Below are 17,511 nucleotides of genomic sequence, written 5' to 3'. Positions count from 1 at the left end.
ACACTTTAAAAACTAAATTACACAAAAAAAGATTCTGGAGTCTTAACGCAAAAATATTTTTTTATAACTGATGCTTTTTTATTGTAACTGCATCACAAAAGAGACAAATGCTTCACCTCGCATTTCATAATTTTTAAATTGGTCATAACTTGCACAAGCAGGTGACAAAAGAACCGTCACCTCTTTTTCCTTACAACCCATTGCGTCAACAGCTGCTTCATGCACCGCATTTTTCAAAGTTAAGCTCATAGAAAAGGGAAAAGCAGATCCAATGGTGCGGGCAAATTCTTCCGCCGCGCTCCCAATCAAATAGGCTTTACGAATTTTAGGAAAAAATTCTCTAAGAGACTCTATTCCTCCCTGTTTTGCCTCTCCCCCAACAATCCAAAAAATATCATTAAAGGTGGAAAGCGCAGGAGCTGTTGCATCTGCATTAGTCGCCTTGCTGTCATTGATAAACAAAACCGCCCCCATTTTACGCACCTGCTGCATACGATGATCCAGCCCTTTATAGCTTGCTAAACAGTTCTCTATATGTGGATCGGTTATTTTTAAAGCCTGCAACGTTGCTAATGCCATAAGGGCATTTTGCGCATTATGACATCCGCGCAAAGCAGTCATAGACGCCAGATCTGCAAGCATATGACGCTGTCCTTGACAAACAGAAAAGAGCTTAGTCCCATCTGCATAAAAACCATTTTCAACAAAATGATCCTTGGAAATTGCCCAAATTTTCTTCCCCTCATGAAGCAACTGTTGATATAAAACCCGACAAGCTGCATCATCAACTGAAATAAAAGCCTGAGAAGCCTGAGCAATCAGATGCCTTTTGGTTTGCACATAACAGGCAAAACTCCCATGTCGATCAATATGATCAGGTGTCAAATTCAATAAAAGTCCAATGGTCGGCTGAAGAGAGGGTGTAAGATCAATTTGAAATGATGAACATTCAATCACATAGATACGTTTTTTAACAAATGGCTTAAGCGTCAATATTGCCTTTCCGATATTCCCCCCCACCTGCACATCATAACCCATTTTTTCCAACAAATGCGCAAGTAAAGCCGTTGTAGTTGACTTCCCATTCGTCCCCGTAATCGCAATGAAAGGAACATCTTGGTCACAAAAACCATAATGCTGTAAAAAATGCTGGCGCGCACGAACAAATAATTCAATATCACCGATAATTTCTATATTTTTTTTTCGTGCTTTTTCAACAACCCAATGGGGTTGAGGACAATTTAAAGGAACTCCAGGAGCTACAATCAATGCAACAAATTCTGACCAATCTTCATAACGGAGATCTCGCGTTGGAATATTGTGCCGAAAAGCCATTTGCACGCTTGAAGGACTATCATCCCACGCCACCACTTCTGCACCGCCACGCATCAATGCTTGTGCCGTTGCTAGTCCAGACTTCCCCAATCCAAATAAAGCAACTTTTTGTCCTTTATAACACGCAACAGAAATCAAAATCTCACCGCAATTTAAGTGTTGAAAGACCAATAAGAGCAAGAACAATTGAAATAATCCAAAAGCGTATCACGACTTGGCTTTCAGTCCAGCCTTTTTTCTCAAAATGATGATGTATCGGTGCCATAAGAAACACGCGTTTTCTTGTTAATTTGAAATAACCAACCTGAATAACGACCGAAAAAGCTTCCACAACAAAAAGCCCACCAATAAGAGCCAAAACAATTTCGTGCTTCGTAGCGACTGCAACAGTCCCTAATAATCCTCCAAGAGCCAACGAACCAGTATCTCCCATAAAAATAGCTGCAGGTGGTGCATTAAACCATAAAAAACCAAGCCCTGCCCCAACAACAGCTCCCAATAAAACAGCCAATTCACCTGCTCCCGATACATAATGGATTTGGAGATAATCAGCAAAATTCATATTACCAGAAAGATAAGCAATCAGAGCAAAAGATAAGGCTGCAACCATCACAGGAACAATAGCAAGGCCATCAAGTCCATCCGTCAAATTAACCGCATTACCGGTCGCGACAATAACAAAAGCAGAAAAAGGAATAAAAAACCAGCCCAAATTGATAAGATAATCTTTCAAAAAAGGCAAAGCGAATCCAGATGAGCCAATTTTCAGGATGACAAAAGCAGCAATTGCGGCAACACAAAACTCCAAACTTAACCGTGCTTTCCCAGAAAATCCTTTGTCTGTTTGTTTTGTGACCTTAAGATAATCGTCATAAAATCCAATTGCCCCAAAAGAAAGCATAACCAATAGCGATACCCAAAAATAAATATTCGATAAATTACACCACAAAAATGCCGATACTACAATGCCAGTTAAAATCATCAATCCACCCATTGTAGGTGTTCCAGCCTTTTTAAAATGTGTTTGAGGACCATCAGCACGAATCGGTTGCCCCTTACCCTGCCGCAATTTAAGAGAAGCAATGATGCTAGGTCCAAACAAAAAGACGATGAGCCCCGAAGTAAGCATAGCCGCTATCGTGCGAAAAGTAATGTAACGAAATACATTCACACCTGGAAGCCAATCACTAAACGAAGAAAAAAACAGCATCATGGTACAAAAAACCTCTTAAAACTATGAAGAAACCGCTTTATAGCGGTCAAGCAATGCAGTCACAATATCTGATGAACAAAGGCTATTGGATGATTTAACCATAAGCAGATCCCCAGAAGAAATTTCTGCTAAAAGGAGAGATAAAATTTTCTCAATATTTTCAGCATAATGAACCTTAACACCAGCAGACAAATCACTAACTAAAGATTTCATCGCCTCACCAAATAGAAAAACCGGATTAGCACCGGAAAGACGTATTGGCTTTATTAAATCACGATGAAGCTTTTCACTATACTCCCCTAACTCTAGCATATCTCCTAAAATAGCAATTCGCCGCCCCTCTTCTCCGACTGGTCCTGTAGCAAGAAGCTCAAGCGCAGCACGCATAGAAGCAGGATTTGCATTATAGCTTTCATCAATGAGATAAAATTCACCCCCATTTGATAAAGACAGTCGATAACGAACACCTCGCCCCTTTTGAGAAGAAAAATGGCGAAAAGAAAGAAGAACAGGCTCTAACTCAACTCCCATAGCATCACAAGCAGCAATAACCCCTAAACTATTTTGCACAATATGGCGTCCGGGAGCACCAATTTGAACCTCCCTATCCCGCTCCCTAATACGTACAATCATAGAAGAACGATCAGTTAGAAGACGTATATCTCGTGCTTGATAATCAGCATTTTTGCTCTCACCAAAGCTTAAGATATTCTTTACACCGCATTTCTTTGCTTCTTGAACGAGATAAGAAAAAAAATCACTATCCGCATTTAAAATGGCAATGCCTTTCTCATCTAATCCTTCAAAAATTTCAGCTTTTGCCTTTGCTATTTCTTCAAGATTTTTGAAAAAACCCATATGTCCTGCACAAATATGCGTAATGAGAGCAACATGCGGACAAACCAGTTTGACCAGAGGGCGAATTTCATCTCTATGATTCATGCCAATTTCAAAGATACCATAATCACTCTCCATAGGCATCCGCGCTAAAGTAAGTGGAACCCCCCAGCAATTGTTTAAAGAAGCGAGATTCGCATGAACGTTCCCTTTCGTTGCAAGTGCTTGTTTCAAAGCTTCTTTTGTCGTTGTTTTTCCCACCGATCCTGTTATCGCGATAATCTTAGCTCTTGAACGTTTGCGTGCAGCTTGTGCAAGTTTTTCTAAGGCTTGCAAAACATCAGGAACAACAATAAGCGGGGCCGATATCTTTTTCATATCCCTCAAACGGTGTTCCGCAACGATAAGAACGCCTGCACCTCGTTCATAAGCTTGCGCAGCAAAATCATGACCATCAAGATGATGCCCTTTAATGCAGAAAAAAATATCACCTTCCGCAAGAGTACGACTATCAATGGAAACCCCAGAAAAAGTTTCTGGCATGCTTCCCATTACAACACCATTAATTGCAGCAACAAGTGCTTGCTTATCCCATAAAGCTGTCATTTCTTTCGGTCCTCTAGAGCTTCTATCGCTTTCAAACGATCTGAAAAAGGATACGTTGTCTGCCCTATAATTTGGCCATCCTCATGACCTTTTCCAGCAATGATGAGTGTATCACCAGCTTTCAAAAGCTCCACCGCATAAGAAATAGCCTCACCACGATCTGCTATCTCTATTGCTGTTGGCACTGCCTGTAAAATATCCTTGCGTATTTTTTCTGGCATTTCTGTGCGAGGATTATCATCCGTTACAATAACAATATCCGCTTTATCCGCCGCAATTTTTCCCATCAAAGGTCTTTTTCCTTGATCACGATCTCCTCCACAACCAAAAACAACAATTAAACGCCCTTGCGTAAAGGGACGAACAGAAAGCAAAACCTGCTCCAAAGCTTCTGGTTTATGAGCATAATCAATATAAACAGGCGCATTATTTTCTGTCTTTCCGACAAATTCTAACCGCCCAGGCGCCCCCTGCAAAGTTTCAAGCGCAGAAAAAACCTTACGAGGTGAAACACCCGTTACAATTGCTAACCCCGCTGCCATAAGCGCATTGGCTACCTGAAAATCTCCAGCCAAAGGCAAATCAAATGTATAAATATTATTTTCCACACGACACTCAATACACTGTTTTGAGCGTTGATGTTCAACACGATTAATCGTGATAAATTGCCCCTTACGACCAATTGTCAAGACACGGCGGCGCGCTTGTGTAACAACATCAATAACCTTTTGTGAATAAACATCATCAGCAAAAATCAAAGCAGGAGCAGATACAGGCAAAAGTGTATCAAACAACTTCATTTTAGCCCGCAAATAATCCTCTACCCCCGTGTGATAATCCATGTGATCTCGCCCTAAATTGGTAAAGGCACCAGCCGTTAAACGAACTCCATCAAGTCGTCCTTGATCAAGCCCATGCGAAGATGCTTCAAGGGCCGCATGTGTAACACCTTCATTGGAAATTTCACAAAGAAGACGGTGCAAGACAACCGGATCAGGTGTTGTGAGAGAACCATAAACATTCCGTTTAGGAGAAACAACACCAACCGTTCCTATACTCGCAGCACAAAATCCAACATGAGTCCAAATTTGCCGAATAAAAGAAACAACAGATGTTTTACCACTTGTACCAGTCACAGCAACGACCGTTTCAGGCTGAGAACCGTAAAAACGTGCAGCTGCCAACGCTAAACTATGACGAACATTAGAAACACGTAAAATGGGAACAGATAAATCCTCAAGAACAGCATGACAATCTGTAACAATTGCTCGTGCGCCACGCTTTATCGCATCATCTATATAGTGCCTTCCATCACTTTTTTTTCCTTGAACAGCGACAAAAACATAGCCTGGCAAGACTTGTCGAGAATCTGCACTGATTCCTGTTATTTCCATTGAAGAAAGATTCTGATCTTCAAGACATTCTGTAAAAACTGTTCCAAACAACATAACGCTGCACCTTTGTATTCATTTTACCGTTGTTTAACGAAACTTGAATTACTCTTTTTACTTAAAAGAGGCTCATATTCTTTTTTAAAATCGGATTTTACACCAAGAAAACTAGCTGTGCGACGAACAATATTAGCAAGCATTGGTCCAGCATTCATCCCCGCTGTTGCTGAACGCTGTCCCTCTGCAGGCTTTGGTTCATCAATAATTGTTAAAACAACATAAACAGGATCATCAATAGGAAAAGCAGCAAGAAAACTATTGAAATTTTTTGTTTTAGAATATTTTCCATTTTCAACTTTTTCAGCTGTTCCTGTCTTACCACCTACACGATAACCTTCAACTTTTGCATTACGTCCAGAACCAATATCACTATTTAATTTATAAAGGTAACGCATATTTTGACTTGTTTTAGCCTGCAAAACCCGTTTTGCGTAGTGCAACGTTTGTCCTTTTGTACGTTTTAAAAATGTCGGAGCGATTAACCAACCACCATTCATTAAAGCAGCAGCCCCAACAGCTGTTTGCAAAGGTGTTGTTGCCATACCATGCCCAAAAGAAATCGTCATAGAATGGATATCCTTCCAATGATGAGGCACAATAGGATGGGCAACTTCAGGCAATTCTGTTGTCAATCGATCCAGTAAACCAAGTCGTTTCAAAAAATTACGATGTCCATCAATCCCCACCGCCAATGCCTCCTTAGCAGAACCAATATTAGAGGAATAAATAAAAACCTCCCATAACGTTAAGGGACGATTTTTCCCATGAAAATCATGAATAGTATACCCACTACTTGCTTTTATTGGCTTTGAAGCATCAATAATACTGTTTAAATGAAAAATATCGGAATCAAGAGCCATGGCAGTTGTAAAACTTTTAATGATTGATCCCATTTCAAAAGCTCCTGCCGTCATCCGATTGAGACGATCACTTTTTAAAGCTTCAATAGGATTTCCAGGATCAAAATCTGGTAGTGATGCCAAAGCCAAAACTTCCCCCGTATGTATATTTAAAATAATAGCTCCTGCAGCAATTGCCCTATAACGCTTCATAGCCTGAATAAGTTCATCATGAACAATTGCCTGAACACGCACATCAATCGAAAGCTGAACTTGTTTTAATGATTCTTCCATAGCAAGACCAGCGGCACGCAAAGCACTCAACCCCGCATCATCAATATATTTTTCCATACCTGCAATGCCCTGATTATCAACATTCACCATACCGAGAATATGGGAAGTTACAGGTCCATCAGGATAAAAACGACGAATTTCAGTCCGAAAACCAATTCCTGGTATACCAAGAGCCATAATTTTCGTCTTCTGCATTGGTGTTAACCCACGCTGTATCCAAGAAAAACCAGATTTTCTTTTTAAGCGCTTATAGGTTTCCTGCCAATTAAGATCAGGCAAAACTGTTGAGAGCAATTCAATTGTTTCATCCACATCAATAATACGTCGTGGCTCAGCAAAAAGTGAATAAGTTTTAATATCTGTTGCCAATAAACGACCATTACGATCAACAATATCAGGCCGTGCCATCAATTGAAGAACTCCTGGCCCCTTTGCTTCTTCAATCTGTCCACCTTCCAACCCATAAGAAATAAGGCAAGCCCCCATGATGCCATATAAAATTAAAAAGCAGAACAACGAAAAAAGCAAACGTGGACGACTAGAATAGGGACGACGAACAGAAACATTATGATTATTCAACGAATTCTTTAAGCGCTTTTTCTTCTGTGAGAATAAAAAAGTCGATTTCATTACTGCGCGCCTTTTTGGACAACATCATTTATCTGAGAAGCCCGATTATTTGTCAAAATATCCTGATTATCTTCCAAGATATTTTGTTTAATCACTTCTTCAATTTGATCATGTACCCGTACCGGAATATCTTTAAACGCCACGATTTGACGCGGCTGTATAACCTCTAACTCAAGTTCTTTTTGATAACGTTTTGCAAGTTTTTGCATGCGTGAAGGCCTTATCATCACAGCCCACTCAGCACGAAGCAAACTTACCGTATTTTTTGCTGCAGCAATTTCATGCTCAAGATGACGAACTTCGTTCATTCGTTTTTGAACATCATATTTTACTTTATAAGTAAGACCTGCCATACAAATCATAATCATCACTAAGATCATATCAAATGTACGAAAAACTGTCATTTCTTGCCGCCTTCAAAACTGGCAATCTCTGCTAAACCAAATAACTTCATATCTGCTGCAAGAGCTTCTGCTTTAGTTCGTACACCAACACGCAACCGCGCAGAACGTGAACGAGGATTTTGCTGTAACTCCTCTTCACTTGCAGTTATCCCCCCTTTAAACAAAGGAAAAAATGTTGCTGGAGGCGTTTTTATTTCAGGAAGATAGCGTGATCTCATACACTCTCCTGAACGAAAAGAAAAAAATCTTTTGACCATACGATCTTCAAGAGAATGAAAACTGACAACCCCCAAACGACCACCCGGTTTCAAAATGCGTTCAGCAGCAAATAAGCCACGTGCAAGTTCACCAATTTCATCATTAACATAAATGCGAAGAGCCTGAAATACACGTGTTGCAGGATGAATGCGATCTCCTGGCTTACGTCCTATCAACGCTTCGATAGCATACGCCAAATCACCTGTACACAAAAAAGGCTGAACAACACGACGCTTTTCAATCATCCGTGCAATTCGCCCCGCATAGCGCTCTTCTCCTAATATCTTAAAGATACGTGCCAAATCCCTTGCTTTTAAGTGATTTACAACATCGCCAGCAGTAAAACCAGTCTGAGCCATTCGCATATCTAATGGACCATCTTTTTGAAAAGAAAATCCCCTTTCAGCTTCATCAAGCTGCATTGAAGAGACACCAATATCCAAAATAACGGCGTCTACCTTCTCTTCAACAACGCGATCCAACTGTGAAAATTCCATTTGCACCAAACGAAGTCGTGGAAAAAATTCTTCAACAAGCGATTGTCCCGCACTAATAGCATGAGGATCACGATCAAGAGCGATCACCTCCGCCCCTGCCTTTAACAAAGCGCGCGTGTAACCACCAGCACCAAAGGTGCCATCAATCACTTTTGCTCCAACCAATGGCATAAGCCCAGCCAAAACTGGCTGCAACAACACTGGGATATGGCGTTCAGCTCTTTGATCCTGCTTTATCAAAATAATCCGTCTTGAAGTTATGCTGTCTCAAATCAACAGCTCTCTCATAGCAACTGATTTTAGAGTAACCTAGCCTTCAACTTTCATATTAATCACAATGAACGAAAAAACTAAAGTTATCCCAAGACAGATCCTAACGCATTATACTTAAAGAAATGTTATAATTTTTTAAAATACTCTTTGCTCAAGTGTCCATTTCAAACACATAGAATCCATAAAAGAGCATATATAATTGATCTTATAAAATATCGCGTATCATCATGAAATATCAGTCGGCCTATAAGCCGGGTTCTGTAGAGTAAAGCTTACACTTTACATGGCAACCATTCATCTGGGACGGATGTTACCATCCGCCTCGTGCAACCTACCCGAATGACTCGCCCGGAAATCGGCTGCAAATTAAATTTTGCACGTCATTTCTATTTGGTCTTGCTCCCGGTGGGGTTTACCTTGCCGCATTCATTACTGAATGCGCGGTGGGCTCTTACTCCACCCTTTCACCCTTACCTATAAAAATAGGCGGTTTACTTTCTGTGGCACTTTCCCTAGGGTCACCCCCGCCGGGTGTTACCCGGCACCGTCTTTCCATGGAGCCCGGACTTTCCTCACCTGCCGCATTTCAGCATTAGACAAGCGCGGCTGCCCAGCCGACTGACGCATTAATTTATAAAACATTTTCTGCTCCGTGAAAATAGCATCTTAAAATATTTTATAGCAAACCTGTCTAAAAAGATGTTTTTATTTTAATGAAGCCAGATAAGTTTTCACTTTTGCGCAATATTTCGCCGAAATGGAATTCATTTTTTTTGCAGCATGACCTGCGTTATATTTAAGGATTGTACCACACGTACTTCCACCACTGAGTTTATACGCCCGTGCCAAATAACGCATACCATATTCAAGATTGGTCGCAGGATCGTACAAATCCTGTACAGAACCACTAAAGCCCAACCCTCGTGCCGTAGAGGGTTTAATTTGCATCAAACCTATTTCGCCAGCAGCCCCCCTTATACCTGCCTTATAATTACTTTCAACTTTTACAACAGCATGTGCTAAATTAACGGGAACATTATATTTATTCGCAAGTTTCTGAATAAGAAACTCATAAGGACGATCAGGAATCTTAGAAGCAACAATCACTGAGGCTTCTCCTGATTCCACAACATTTAAGACACTATGAGCCCAACTTACATCAAATACAAAAAATACAGCACACGCTGTATTTAACAAGATTTTCAAAAATTGCATTTTCTTTCTCTTCACTCAAACATTCTTAAATTCTAGTTGCAAATAATTTGCAAACGTATTGTACAAAAAAAGAAAGCAAAAGAACGGCTTGAAAAAGGAAAGAGTAAGACAATTTCAAGATAAAATTCTGCAACAAAAGAAAATCTCTTTATGCACAAATTATAGATTTATCTATATCATAAAATAAAAAAAATAAAGAGACTATAATTAATCTTATAGCGTATTAAATAAAATGATATAATCTGTAAGTTTCTGCTATCACTATTGTATCACTCAATTTTTATATTTAAAAAATAGCATCTTAAAGAGAGACAAGAACATCTTTTTACCGAAGATCCTCAATATCAAAAAAGTTTCACAAAAAATATAAACTGTTATCAACACTTCTCTCTGGTTAATAAACACCCACAGCACTCTTTATGTCCGATAAAACCCCAACAAATCATAAAACAAGTCCCCGCTCCCATCATTGCGCATAAAAAATTCATAAATATACTAAAACTATCATACTCTTTACCAATTCAAAATATTGCAACAGACTTTTAGCTCTTAAGATGCCTCAAAGAAGCTTTTTACTTCTTCTTTTGAAAGAGCTTTTATCCACACAAGCCTCTCACTTGTAGTGCACAAGAAACTAATTTTTATTTTTTCACCATGAATAAATTTAAAACGAGAGAATTTTACAATTCTTAAGATTCTTACTCAATATGAAAATGACAAATTATCATTATAAAACAATATGCTAAAAAAGCCATATCCGTCTTTGTCCCTACAACAAAGCTCAACAATTACTTTTGTCTGTTTTTTTGAAAAATGTTAGGAAACTCAATACCCTCAAAGCCTTTTTAAATAAAAATAGACCTCTCATCTTCATTCAAATATTTTTTTCTTTGTCACAGACTACCATCTTATCAGCCTTGCACCTCATTTTCACAAATCATACAAATGAATAAATATCCTAAAGTCCGTAGAACAAAGGAAGCTTAAACCCTTTAAAAATTTTTTTATTTGCCTATATCAAACAAAAAAATAACTGGCATATAAAATACGATTAACGTGCTTTATTATAGCCAATACTGCTTTTGCCATTGTAGCGATTGATAATACAATTAACTCGACCAATACCCTTGACAGACTTTCTTTCACTCCTGTAATGATTGCATCATTATCGTTATACTTTGATTGCTTACCTTTTGAGTAAGATAAATTTTGCTAACTATCTTACAAATTGATTATCTCCTCGCACTTTTCAAAAATTCATGAAAAGCTCTTGCTGCTTAAAATAAAACCCAAAAGCGCGATTAAAAAAACAGCTAAAAATAAGCATTAGCAATGGAAGGACGAGAAATCGCTTTTGAAAGAGCCATAGCAACAGTTTCACCAGATTTGTGAGCCTGCTCAAGACTCTGACCACTTTTAAAAGCAAGCGCAATTACATCACGACGCAGCTGCGCAATAAACACCTCTTGCTGTTGAGGACTCATCTTAGAAAGATGCTTGATAATATCTGGAAAAGATACAGACAATCTCTCTAACAACTCCTCCTCTGTTACATCAAGCTTCTGAGAAGAAAAAGAAGAGCGGCCGGAAAAAAACTGATAAACAGCACTACTTTGAGAAGCAAAAAAGACAGCGCCAAAAATAAAAAACATAAATAAAATAAAAACAATACGACGCGAAAAAGATTCCATTATCTCTTACCTAAAGATCACAGAACACAAACATAGATTCCTTTTATGATTCTCCTTATAGCATTCAACGATGCCTCAATAAAGAAAAATCAAATTATTGAAAATGAATACGCTAACACTCTCCGCCCAACAAGACCTGCCCCTCTATGTATTCAGGTAGTATAGGCGAAACAATAACAGATCTTACACTTCCCCCTAATAACACGCTACAACATACCCCAAAACAATTATAAAAAGCCTGACTGAGGAAATCCTCAGTCAGGCCAGACAATCTAGGGGATCCACGCGGGGGGGGGGGAGGAGGTTCCCCGATCGTCCTCTCACATCAACCACTAAGATAGCCGATGCAATATTCTTGCTATGGAATAAAATTCTTTAAACAACAAGAAATTCTTATCATCTTCTACGCAAAAAAACATAAAAGAGTTATAAATTGTTTAAAAATGTTTAAATTTAGGCAAAAAAAGTTTAAAATGACCCAATTTGAAGCAATTTTATTTCAAGGAACATCAATTAGAATCTACAATCATTATAACTTTTAAATAGTTTCTTTCATAACTCTGATGATCATAATTAAAAAAACCGTAATTTCTACGTACCCACCCTATAAAAATCAAACTATGTAAAAGTAGAATCACTTTTCCAACAGCAATCACCACAAAAATAAAAATGTAGATTTTTAAAATCTTACCCAAATAACCGTAAAAAATGAAAAACATCTTCTTGCAAGAAAACAATAAATTAGAGAAATAAAATCTTATCTATCTTCATAAAAAAATCTGTAAATGATTATTAAAATATTGTCGCATCTCTCATGTAACAATCAATGAAGAATTTAAACAGCTTAATTTTTATGAAAAAATGAGAACTCTGAAGATATTTGTTTCGAATCACGTTCTATAATCATTCCAAATAACGATAAACTATTTTACAATAACCAACAGGCTCTAACGCATTTTAACATAACAAACCGAGATCAATGCAGACAGTTTCTCTTAATCTCTATCATTTAAATGATTCCGTAAAATAATACACACAGTAGTTTCTACACTCAAAAATTGTTATAGTCTGTTCTTCTAACGTAAATAATGCATTGATTTACAATCATAACGCATCATTTTACAACTTACATGAGAGATCTCAAGAACGTAAGATTCCCTTATTTTAAATCTTCGTCTATTGAATCAATGAATAGCCATACTACGGCACATCACAAACAAGAAAAAGCATATGGATAAAAAACATAAAGGCCCAAAAATAAAAACCTATTGCCGTCTTTACCATCCCTTTCATTTGCCTTTACGAATTTCAAACATGCTCATAACGCTGTGTTTTAAATAATGAAAATCATGCATTGTCTTACCCTTTTACCCCTTCGTCTTTTTAGAGCATCTTTTTGCACCCCTCACTAAAAATTCCAAGGTACTTCTTATCTAAGCACCTGTTTTAAAGAAACATCGTAAGATCTATTGGGTACCACCATTTTTGACATTTATGAAGGTATGAGCCATCACTATATTATATTATGCGCTATTACATCATATCGCCGCCGCTCTCATATTTAGAAATATGTATTTCCTTTTACAAACGGTATTATTTAGATAAATATCTTCTCTTGTAACAAACAAACAGACTCTTTTCGATTCTGAAACAAGAAATTTGAAATGAAAAAATATTCCTATATTCGAGCCTCTCATTGAAATCTAAAAAATCAATATATTGGCTAATAAAACAAATATGATATCAAGACACCTTAAATAACGATCCTCATAGGCTTATCTCTATAGAAGGTGCTTTCATTACACAGTACACAGCCACCAAGCCCCTGTAAAACACCAATACTCTCATATAAAAACATAATACAAATGTAAAAAACAATAGATTATCAATGATTGAATAAAGTTTTATCTCTACGCTATTCCTTAAGAAAAATCAGAGAATAAAGCAGGTCAACAAACGCGATTTATGCAAAATCGACTTGTTTATCTTTGATATCGTCAACTAATAAACGCGGATCACGAGCAAGCCAAAGCGTAACCATACCCTTCTCACTGTTTTCATTTTGTATAGGAGTAAGACAAACCGTTTGTTCTAGAACAAGTCCCGTATTTTTAAGCCATTGTTCTATTTGTAAAGCCGAAAATCCAAAACGCGTATGTGCTTGATCAGAATATGAAGACTCAATTTTATGATAACCAAAATCCACAATCAATAAACGTCCATGAGGACGCAAAACACTTGATATCTCATGAAGAAACATTTCAGGATTTTCAAGAAAATGTAAAACCCAATGAAGAATAACTAAATCAAAAGTTGTATCTCCAACAGACAAGTGAAAAACATTGCTATCAAGCACAACTTCAACCGCATGCGTATAAAGATTAGAAAACAATTTTAAAACAGAGTCTCCACCTATTCCAATATTCAGCATCGTTTGAAATGGTTTATCGCCAATGATTTCAAGTAAAGCGTTTTCCACACCATGATCTGCCATATAGGATGACCGTAATACATCCCATTGCAACGTATTTTGTAAAAAATGCTTCTTCCTCGTTTTTTGACGCTGCTTTTTAACATCCTTCAAACGTTCTAAATCATGCGCTAACAACATATCATGCTTTGGTAAAGCCGAAAGAACACCCATCACAATGTCTTTACCCAAAAAATCATGACAAAGCTTAAAATAAAGGCTATCTCCCTTCTGATAACGCTCAATCAATCGTGCTTCGTACAACAAACGTAAATATCGTGATATACACGCTTGCGACTGATCAAGAATAAAAATAAAATCAGGAATTGTTAAATCTTCATGACGCAAGAGCGTAAGAACACGTAAATGGTTTATTTCTGCGACCGCTTTTAGCAGCACAATCATTGCATCTAAACTTGCACTTTTTTTCATAATTATCCCTTAAACATTCTTATAAACATTTGTTTACAGAAAAAAAAGTCAAGCATAAAACGCATATTCTCATCTATTTTGTTCTCTCTATTTTATTATACTATAAAAAAATAGGCTACTGTAAAAAACGAACAGATCTCATCTCTCTGCTTCTCGTTATAATGATAATGCATTGATTTATAATAACAATTAATCATTTTCAACTTGAATAAAACATCGGAATACCGTAAATTTTCCTCATTTCAAATCGATTCATGATAAATCAATCCAAATTATTCTCTTACAGCTCATAAACAGAGGAGACATATGGATAAAAATACTTTTTATAGTCATCTCAAAACAAGAACTGCGTACCATTGAGAAAAAATAAATAACATGATGGTGCCAGCTTGCATTTTTATTAAGTAAAGATGACAATGCTCAATGACCAGAGCATTTGTAGAAATAGTACTATACTCTTCATCCACTCCTTTTCATTGCAATTTTACAAGCAATAACCGGTTATATATCATGAGTAGAATAACCCTATTTAGGTCATAATTTCATAAAGTGTCTCTTACTCTTTTCAATGAATAAAAACTTACACAGAGTACACACGCACTTTATTTATGAAATAAAAAACGCAATAAAACACACTATTATTCCAACAAAGTTGAGATAAGATAAAAAATTCTAGCGTGTAAGAGGTTTATAATTTGCATGCTTAGGATTAAGAGATTCCGCCCCAAGACGACGAACTTTATCAGCCTCATATTCAGCAAAATTACCTTCAAACCATTCTACATGACCATCACCTTCAAAGGCTAAAATATGTGTTGCCAATCGATCAAGAAACATACGATCATGCGATATGATAACTGCACAACCAGCAAAATTTTCCAATGCATCTTCCAATGCACCCAATGTTTCAGTATCAAGATCATTTGTCGGTTCATCAAGAAGAAGCACATTCCCCCCCTCTTTTAGAAGTTTCGCCAAATGTACGCGATTGCGCTGCCCTCCTGATAAATTTGCCACCTTCTGCTGCTGATCTGCCCCCTTGAAATTAAAAGCCCCGCAATAAGCGCGGCTATTCATCTCATATTTACCTAATTTAATAATGTCATTTCCACCAGAAATTTCCTCCCAAACAGTTTTATCCCCCACCAAGGAATCGCGACTCTGATCCACATAACTCATGTGAACTGTTTCACCGATACGTATTTGACCTGAATCGGGCTGTTCCTGTCCCGTCAACATTTTAAACAAGGTCGACTTTCCCATACCATTGGCCCCAATAACGCCGACAATGCCACCAGCAGGAAGTTTAAAAGAAAGAGAATCAATCAATACACGTTCACCATAAGCCTTAGAGAGATTATCAACCTCAATAACAACCTGTCCTAATCTTTCTCCAATAGGAATAATGATTTGCGCCTCTCCAGGACGGCGCTCACGTGCTGCTTGAACCAACTCATCATAAGCCTTAATCCGAGCTTTTGACTTTGCTTGTCGCCCCTTTGGACTAGAAGCGATCCATTCTTGCTCACGTGATAAAGCACGTTGACGCGCTGCCTCTTCACGGCCTTCTTGAGCCAAACGCTTAGCTTTAGCCCCCAAATAAGCAGAATAGTTCCCCTCATAAGGAATACCTCTCCCACGATCTAACTCTAAAATCCAACCCGTTACATTGTCGAGAAAATAACGATCATGGGTTATCAAAAGCACAGCCCCAGGATATTCACGTAGATGCCTTTCAAGCCAAGCCGTCGTTTCAGCATCTAAATGGTTTGTCGGTTCATCCAAAAGTAACAAATCAGGTTTTGACAAAAGCAATTTACAAAGTGCAACACGCCGCTTCTCACCACCCGAAAGTTTTGTTACATCCCCATCGGCTGGCGGACAACCAAGAGCAGCCATAGCCATTTCCACTTGACTTTCTAAATCCCAAAGATTCTGACTGTCAATAATGTCCTGAAGCCGTGCACTTTCATCAGCCGTTTCCTCGCTATAATTCATCATCAATTCGTTATAACGCTCAAGAATTTCTTGTTTATCTGCAACACCTTCCATCACATTGCCACGCACATCTTTGCTCGCATCAAGCAAAGGTTCTTGTGGTAGATAGCCACAGCGTGCTCCTTCAGAAATCCATGCTTCTCCCGTATATTCCTTATCTAGCCCAGCCATAATACGTAAAATAGTTGACTTCCCTGCACCATTCGGCCCTAAAATACCGATCTTCGCATCTGGATAAAAAGACAAATGAATATTTTCTAGAACTTTTTTATTGCCGTAAGACTTGTTAAGTCCAGCCATATGATAGATAAATTGACGTGCCATAAATTTCTCTTTATATTGTGCGATATTAAAGATTAGGATTTTGAAAAAAACTGCTTTTGCTTTTTGAAACTGTACAGTAAATAGCACTTACATCGTATCAAAAGCTTTTCGCCTTATATTGGTATATTTTTTCTAATCTCACAAGCCCCAGTATGGTTCTGAATGCAAAAAAACATCCCCCCAAAAAGCAAAAAGCAAATCTTTTTAGCTGTACCTGAAACCTGTTATCAAACATTGCCTCTCTTTTCCATACCAGATATAACATTGTATTTTTATCGTATTAAACCAACTTATCAATGTAATATGGTACCACAAAGAAAAGCAATTCTCTATGCGCCTTCTTTTTTCGCTTTATGGGCTTTATATTACGCAGTAAAAAATCCTTCTCTTTTTTCATCGATTTTTTGCTACGGGAAGCAATGGACTTCACCCCTTGCCTTGATATGGCTTAAATTACGTTTACAAAACGACCGCCGCCTTATGGGATCTGACGTCCCAAGCCCAATGATCATGAAAGCTTTGCATCAACACGTAGCAAAAAATGAATACAGTGCACTTCCCATTGGTACGTGGTTACAATTCGTAAAAAACTATAAAACCAATTGTAAAAACTTATCCATCCCCCTCTTTTGGCTTGATAATTATAAAAATAATATCAATATCCAACACATCATTTCAAAACTTCAAGACGACATATAGCTTTTTAAAAATACGATAAAAGCTCATCTCGTATAGGAATATATT

Annotated in this window: 12 protein-coding genes and 1 other RNA gene; 1 reads left to right on the top strand and 12 read right to left on the bottom strand. The window is 37.8% G+C overall.

Features of this window, described 5'->3' with window-relative positions:
- Positions 1–78 precede the first annotated feature (78 nt).
- From murD to ettA, 12 genes are all read right to left on the bottom strand, one after another.
- Positions 79–1,473 (bottom strand): UDP-N-acetylmuramoyl-L-alanine--D-glutamate ligase, encoded by a 1,395-nt coding sequence (murD, locus tag ACFIJK_RS05505; protein ID WP_375627068.1) that lies wholly within the window; start codon positions 1,471–1,473, stop codon positions 79–81.
- Between the two features lie 4 nt (positions 1,474–1,477).
- The gene (gene mraY, locus ACFIJK_RS05500; protein WP_375626132.1) at positions 1,478–2,548 is read right to left on the bottom strand and encodes a phospho-N-acetylmuramoyl-pentapeptide-transferase; all 1,071 of its coding nucleotides are present in this window, start codon (positions 2,546–2,548) and stop codon (positions 1,478–1,480) included.
- A 21-nt stretch (positions 2,549–2,569) separates the two neighbouring features.
- The gene (murF, locus tag ACFIJK_RS05495; protein ID WP_375627065.1) at positions 2,570–3,991 is read right to left on the bottom strand and encodes a UDP-N-acetylmuramoyl-tripeptide--D-alanyl-D-alanine ligase; all 1,422 of its coding nucleotides are present in this window, start codon (positions 3,989–3,991) and stop codon (positions 2,570–2,572) included.
- The gene (locus ACFIJK_RS05490; protein WP_375627063.1) at positions 3,988–5,439 is read right to left on the bottom strand and encodes a UDP-N-acetylmuramoyl-L-alanyl-D-glutamate--2,6-diaminopimelate ligase; all 1,452 of its coding nucleotides are present in this window, start codon (positions 5,437–5,439) and stop codon (positions 3,988–3,990) included. Before ACFIJK_RS05490 ends, murF begins: the two co-directional genes overlap by 4 nt.
- Positions 5,440–5,462: 23 nt before the next feature.
- On the bottom strand, positions 5,463–7,205 hold the full coding sequence (locus ACFIJK_RS05485; RefSeq protein ID WP_375627061.1) for a peptidoglycan D,D-transpeptidase FtsI family protein: 1,743 nt from the start codon (positions 7,203–7,205) through the stop codon (positions 5,463–5,465).
- A complete protein-coding gene (locus ACFIJK_RS05480; protein ID WP_375626139.1) occupies positions 7,205–7,609 on the bottom strand; it encodes a hypothetical protein in 405 nt (134 codons plus the stop codon). The genes ACFIJK_RS05485 and ACFIJK_RS05480 overlap by 1 nt, the downstream gene beginning before the upstream one ends.
- Entirely contained in the window at positions 7,606–8,604 is a 999-nt protein-coding gene (rsmH, locus tag ACFIJK_RS05475; protein WP_375627059.1) for a 16S rRNA (cytosine(1402)-N(4))-methyltransferase RsmH, read from the bottom strand. The genes ACFIJK_RS05480 and rsmH overlap by 4 nt, the downstream gene beginning before the upstream one ends.
- Before the next feature lie 264 nt (positions 8,605–8,868).
- Positions 8,869–9,259: RNase P RNA component class A (rnpB, locus tag ACFIJK_RS05470), an RNA gene on the bottom strand.
- 83 nt (positions 9,260–9,342) lie between these two features.
- Entirely contained in the window at positions 9,343–9,852 is a 510-nt protein-coding gene (locus ACFIJK_RS05465) for a lytic transglycosylase domain-containing protein (RefSeq protein WP_375627056.1), read from the bottom strand.
- Positions 9,853–11,165: 1,313 nt separating this feature from the next.
- Entirely contained in the window at positions 11,166–11,543 is a 378-nt protein-coding gene (locus tag ACFIJK_RS05460) for a hypothetical protein (RefSeq protein WP_375627054.1), read from the bottom strand.
- 1,963 nt (positions 11,544–13,506) lie between these two features.
- A complete protein-coding gene (locus ACFIJK_RS05455) occupies positions 13,507–14,445 on the bottom strand; it encodes an ArsR/SmtB family transcription factor (RefSeq protein WP_375627052.1) in 939 nt (312 codons plus the stop codon).
- Positions 14,446–15,117: 672 nt separating this feature from the next.
- Positions 15,118–16,767 (bottom strand): energy-dependent translational throttle protein EttA, encoded by a 1,650-nt coding sequence (ettA, locus tag ACFIJK_RS05450; RefSeq protein WP_375627050.1) that lies wholly within the window; start codon positions 16,765–16,767, stop codon positions 15,118–15,120.
- A 162-nt stretch (positions 16,768–16,929) separates the two neighbouring features.
- Here ettA and ACFIJK_RS05445 point away from each other — a divergent pair, with 162 nt between their 5' ends.
- Positions 16,930–17,466, top strand: coding sequence for a hypothetical protein (locus tag ACFIJK_RS05445; protein ID WP_375627048.1), 537 nt, complete (start codon positions 16,930–16,932; stop codon positions 17,464–17,466).
- Positions 17,467–17,511: the final 45 nt, after the last annotated feature.

The organism is Bartonella sp. PS17NMGDW, from assembly GCF_042193555.1.
GTDB lineage: Bacteria > Pseudomonadota > Alphaproteobacteria > Rhizobiales > Rhizobiaceae > Bartonella > Bartonella grahamii.
This window is presented reverse-complemented; position numbering and strand designations above follow the sequence as displayed.

What these genes read in the sequence shown, in the direction of transcription:
- mraY (WP_375626132.1), bottom strand. Translation starts at nt 2,548, where the DNA reads ATGATGCTGTTTTTTTCTTCGTTTAGTGATTGGCTTCCAGGTGTGAAT.
- murF (WP_375627065.1), bottom strand. Translation starts at nt 3,991, where the DNA reads ATGACAGCTTTATGGGATAAGCAAGCACTTGTTGCTGCAATTAATGGT.
- ACFIJK_RS05490 (WP_375627063.1), bottom strand. Translation starts at nt 5,439, where the DNA reads ATGTTGTTTGGAACAGTTTTTACAGAATGTCTTGAAGATCAGAATCTT.
- ACFIJK_RS05485 (WP_375627061.1), bottom strand. Translation starts at nt 7,205, where the DNA reads ATGAAATCGACTTTTTTATTCTCACAGAAGAAAAAGCGCTTAAAGAAT.
- ACFIJK_RS05480 (WP_375626139.1), bottom strand. Translation starts at nt 7,609, where the DNA reads ATGACAGTTTTTCGTACATTTGATATGATCTTAGTGATGATTATGATT.
- ACFIJK_RS05465 (WP_375627056.1), bottom strand. Translation starts at nt 9,852, where the DNA reads ATGCAATTTTTGAAAATCTTGTTAAATACAGCGTGTGCTGTATTTTTT.
- ACFIJK_RS05460 (WP_375627054.1), bottom strand. Translation starts at nt 11,543, where the DNA reads ATGGAATCTTTTTCGCGTCGTATTGTTTTTATTTTATTTATGTTTTTT.
- ACFIJK_RS05455 (WP_375627052.1), bottom strand. Translation starts at nt 14,445, where the DNA reads ATGAAAAAAAGTGCAAGTTTAGATGCAATGATTGTGCTGCTAAAAGCG.
- ettA (WP_375627050.1), bottom strand. Translation starts at nt 16,767, where the DNA reads ATGGCACGTCAATTTATCTATCATATGGCTGGACTTAACAAGTCTTAC.
- ACFIJK_RS05445 (WP_375627048.1), top strand. Translation starts at nt 16,930, where the DNA reads ATGCAAAAAAACATCCCCCCAAAAAGCAAAAAGCAAATCTTTTTAGCT.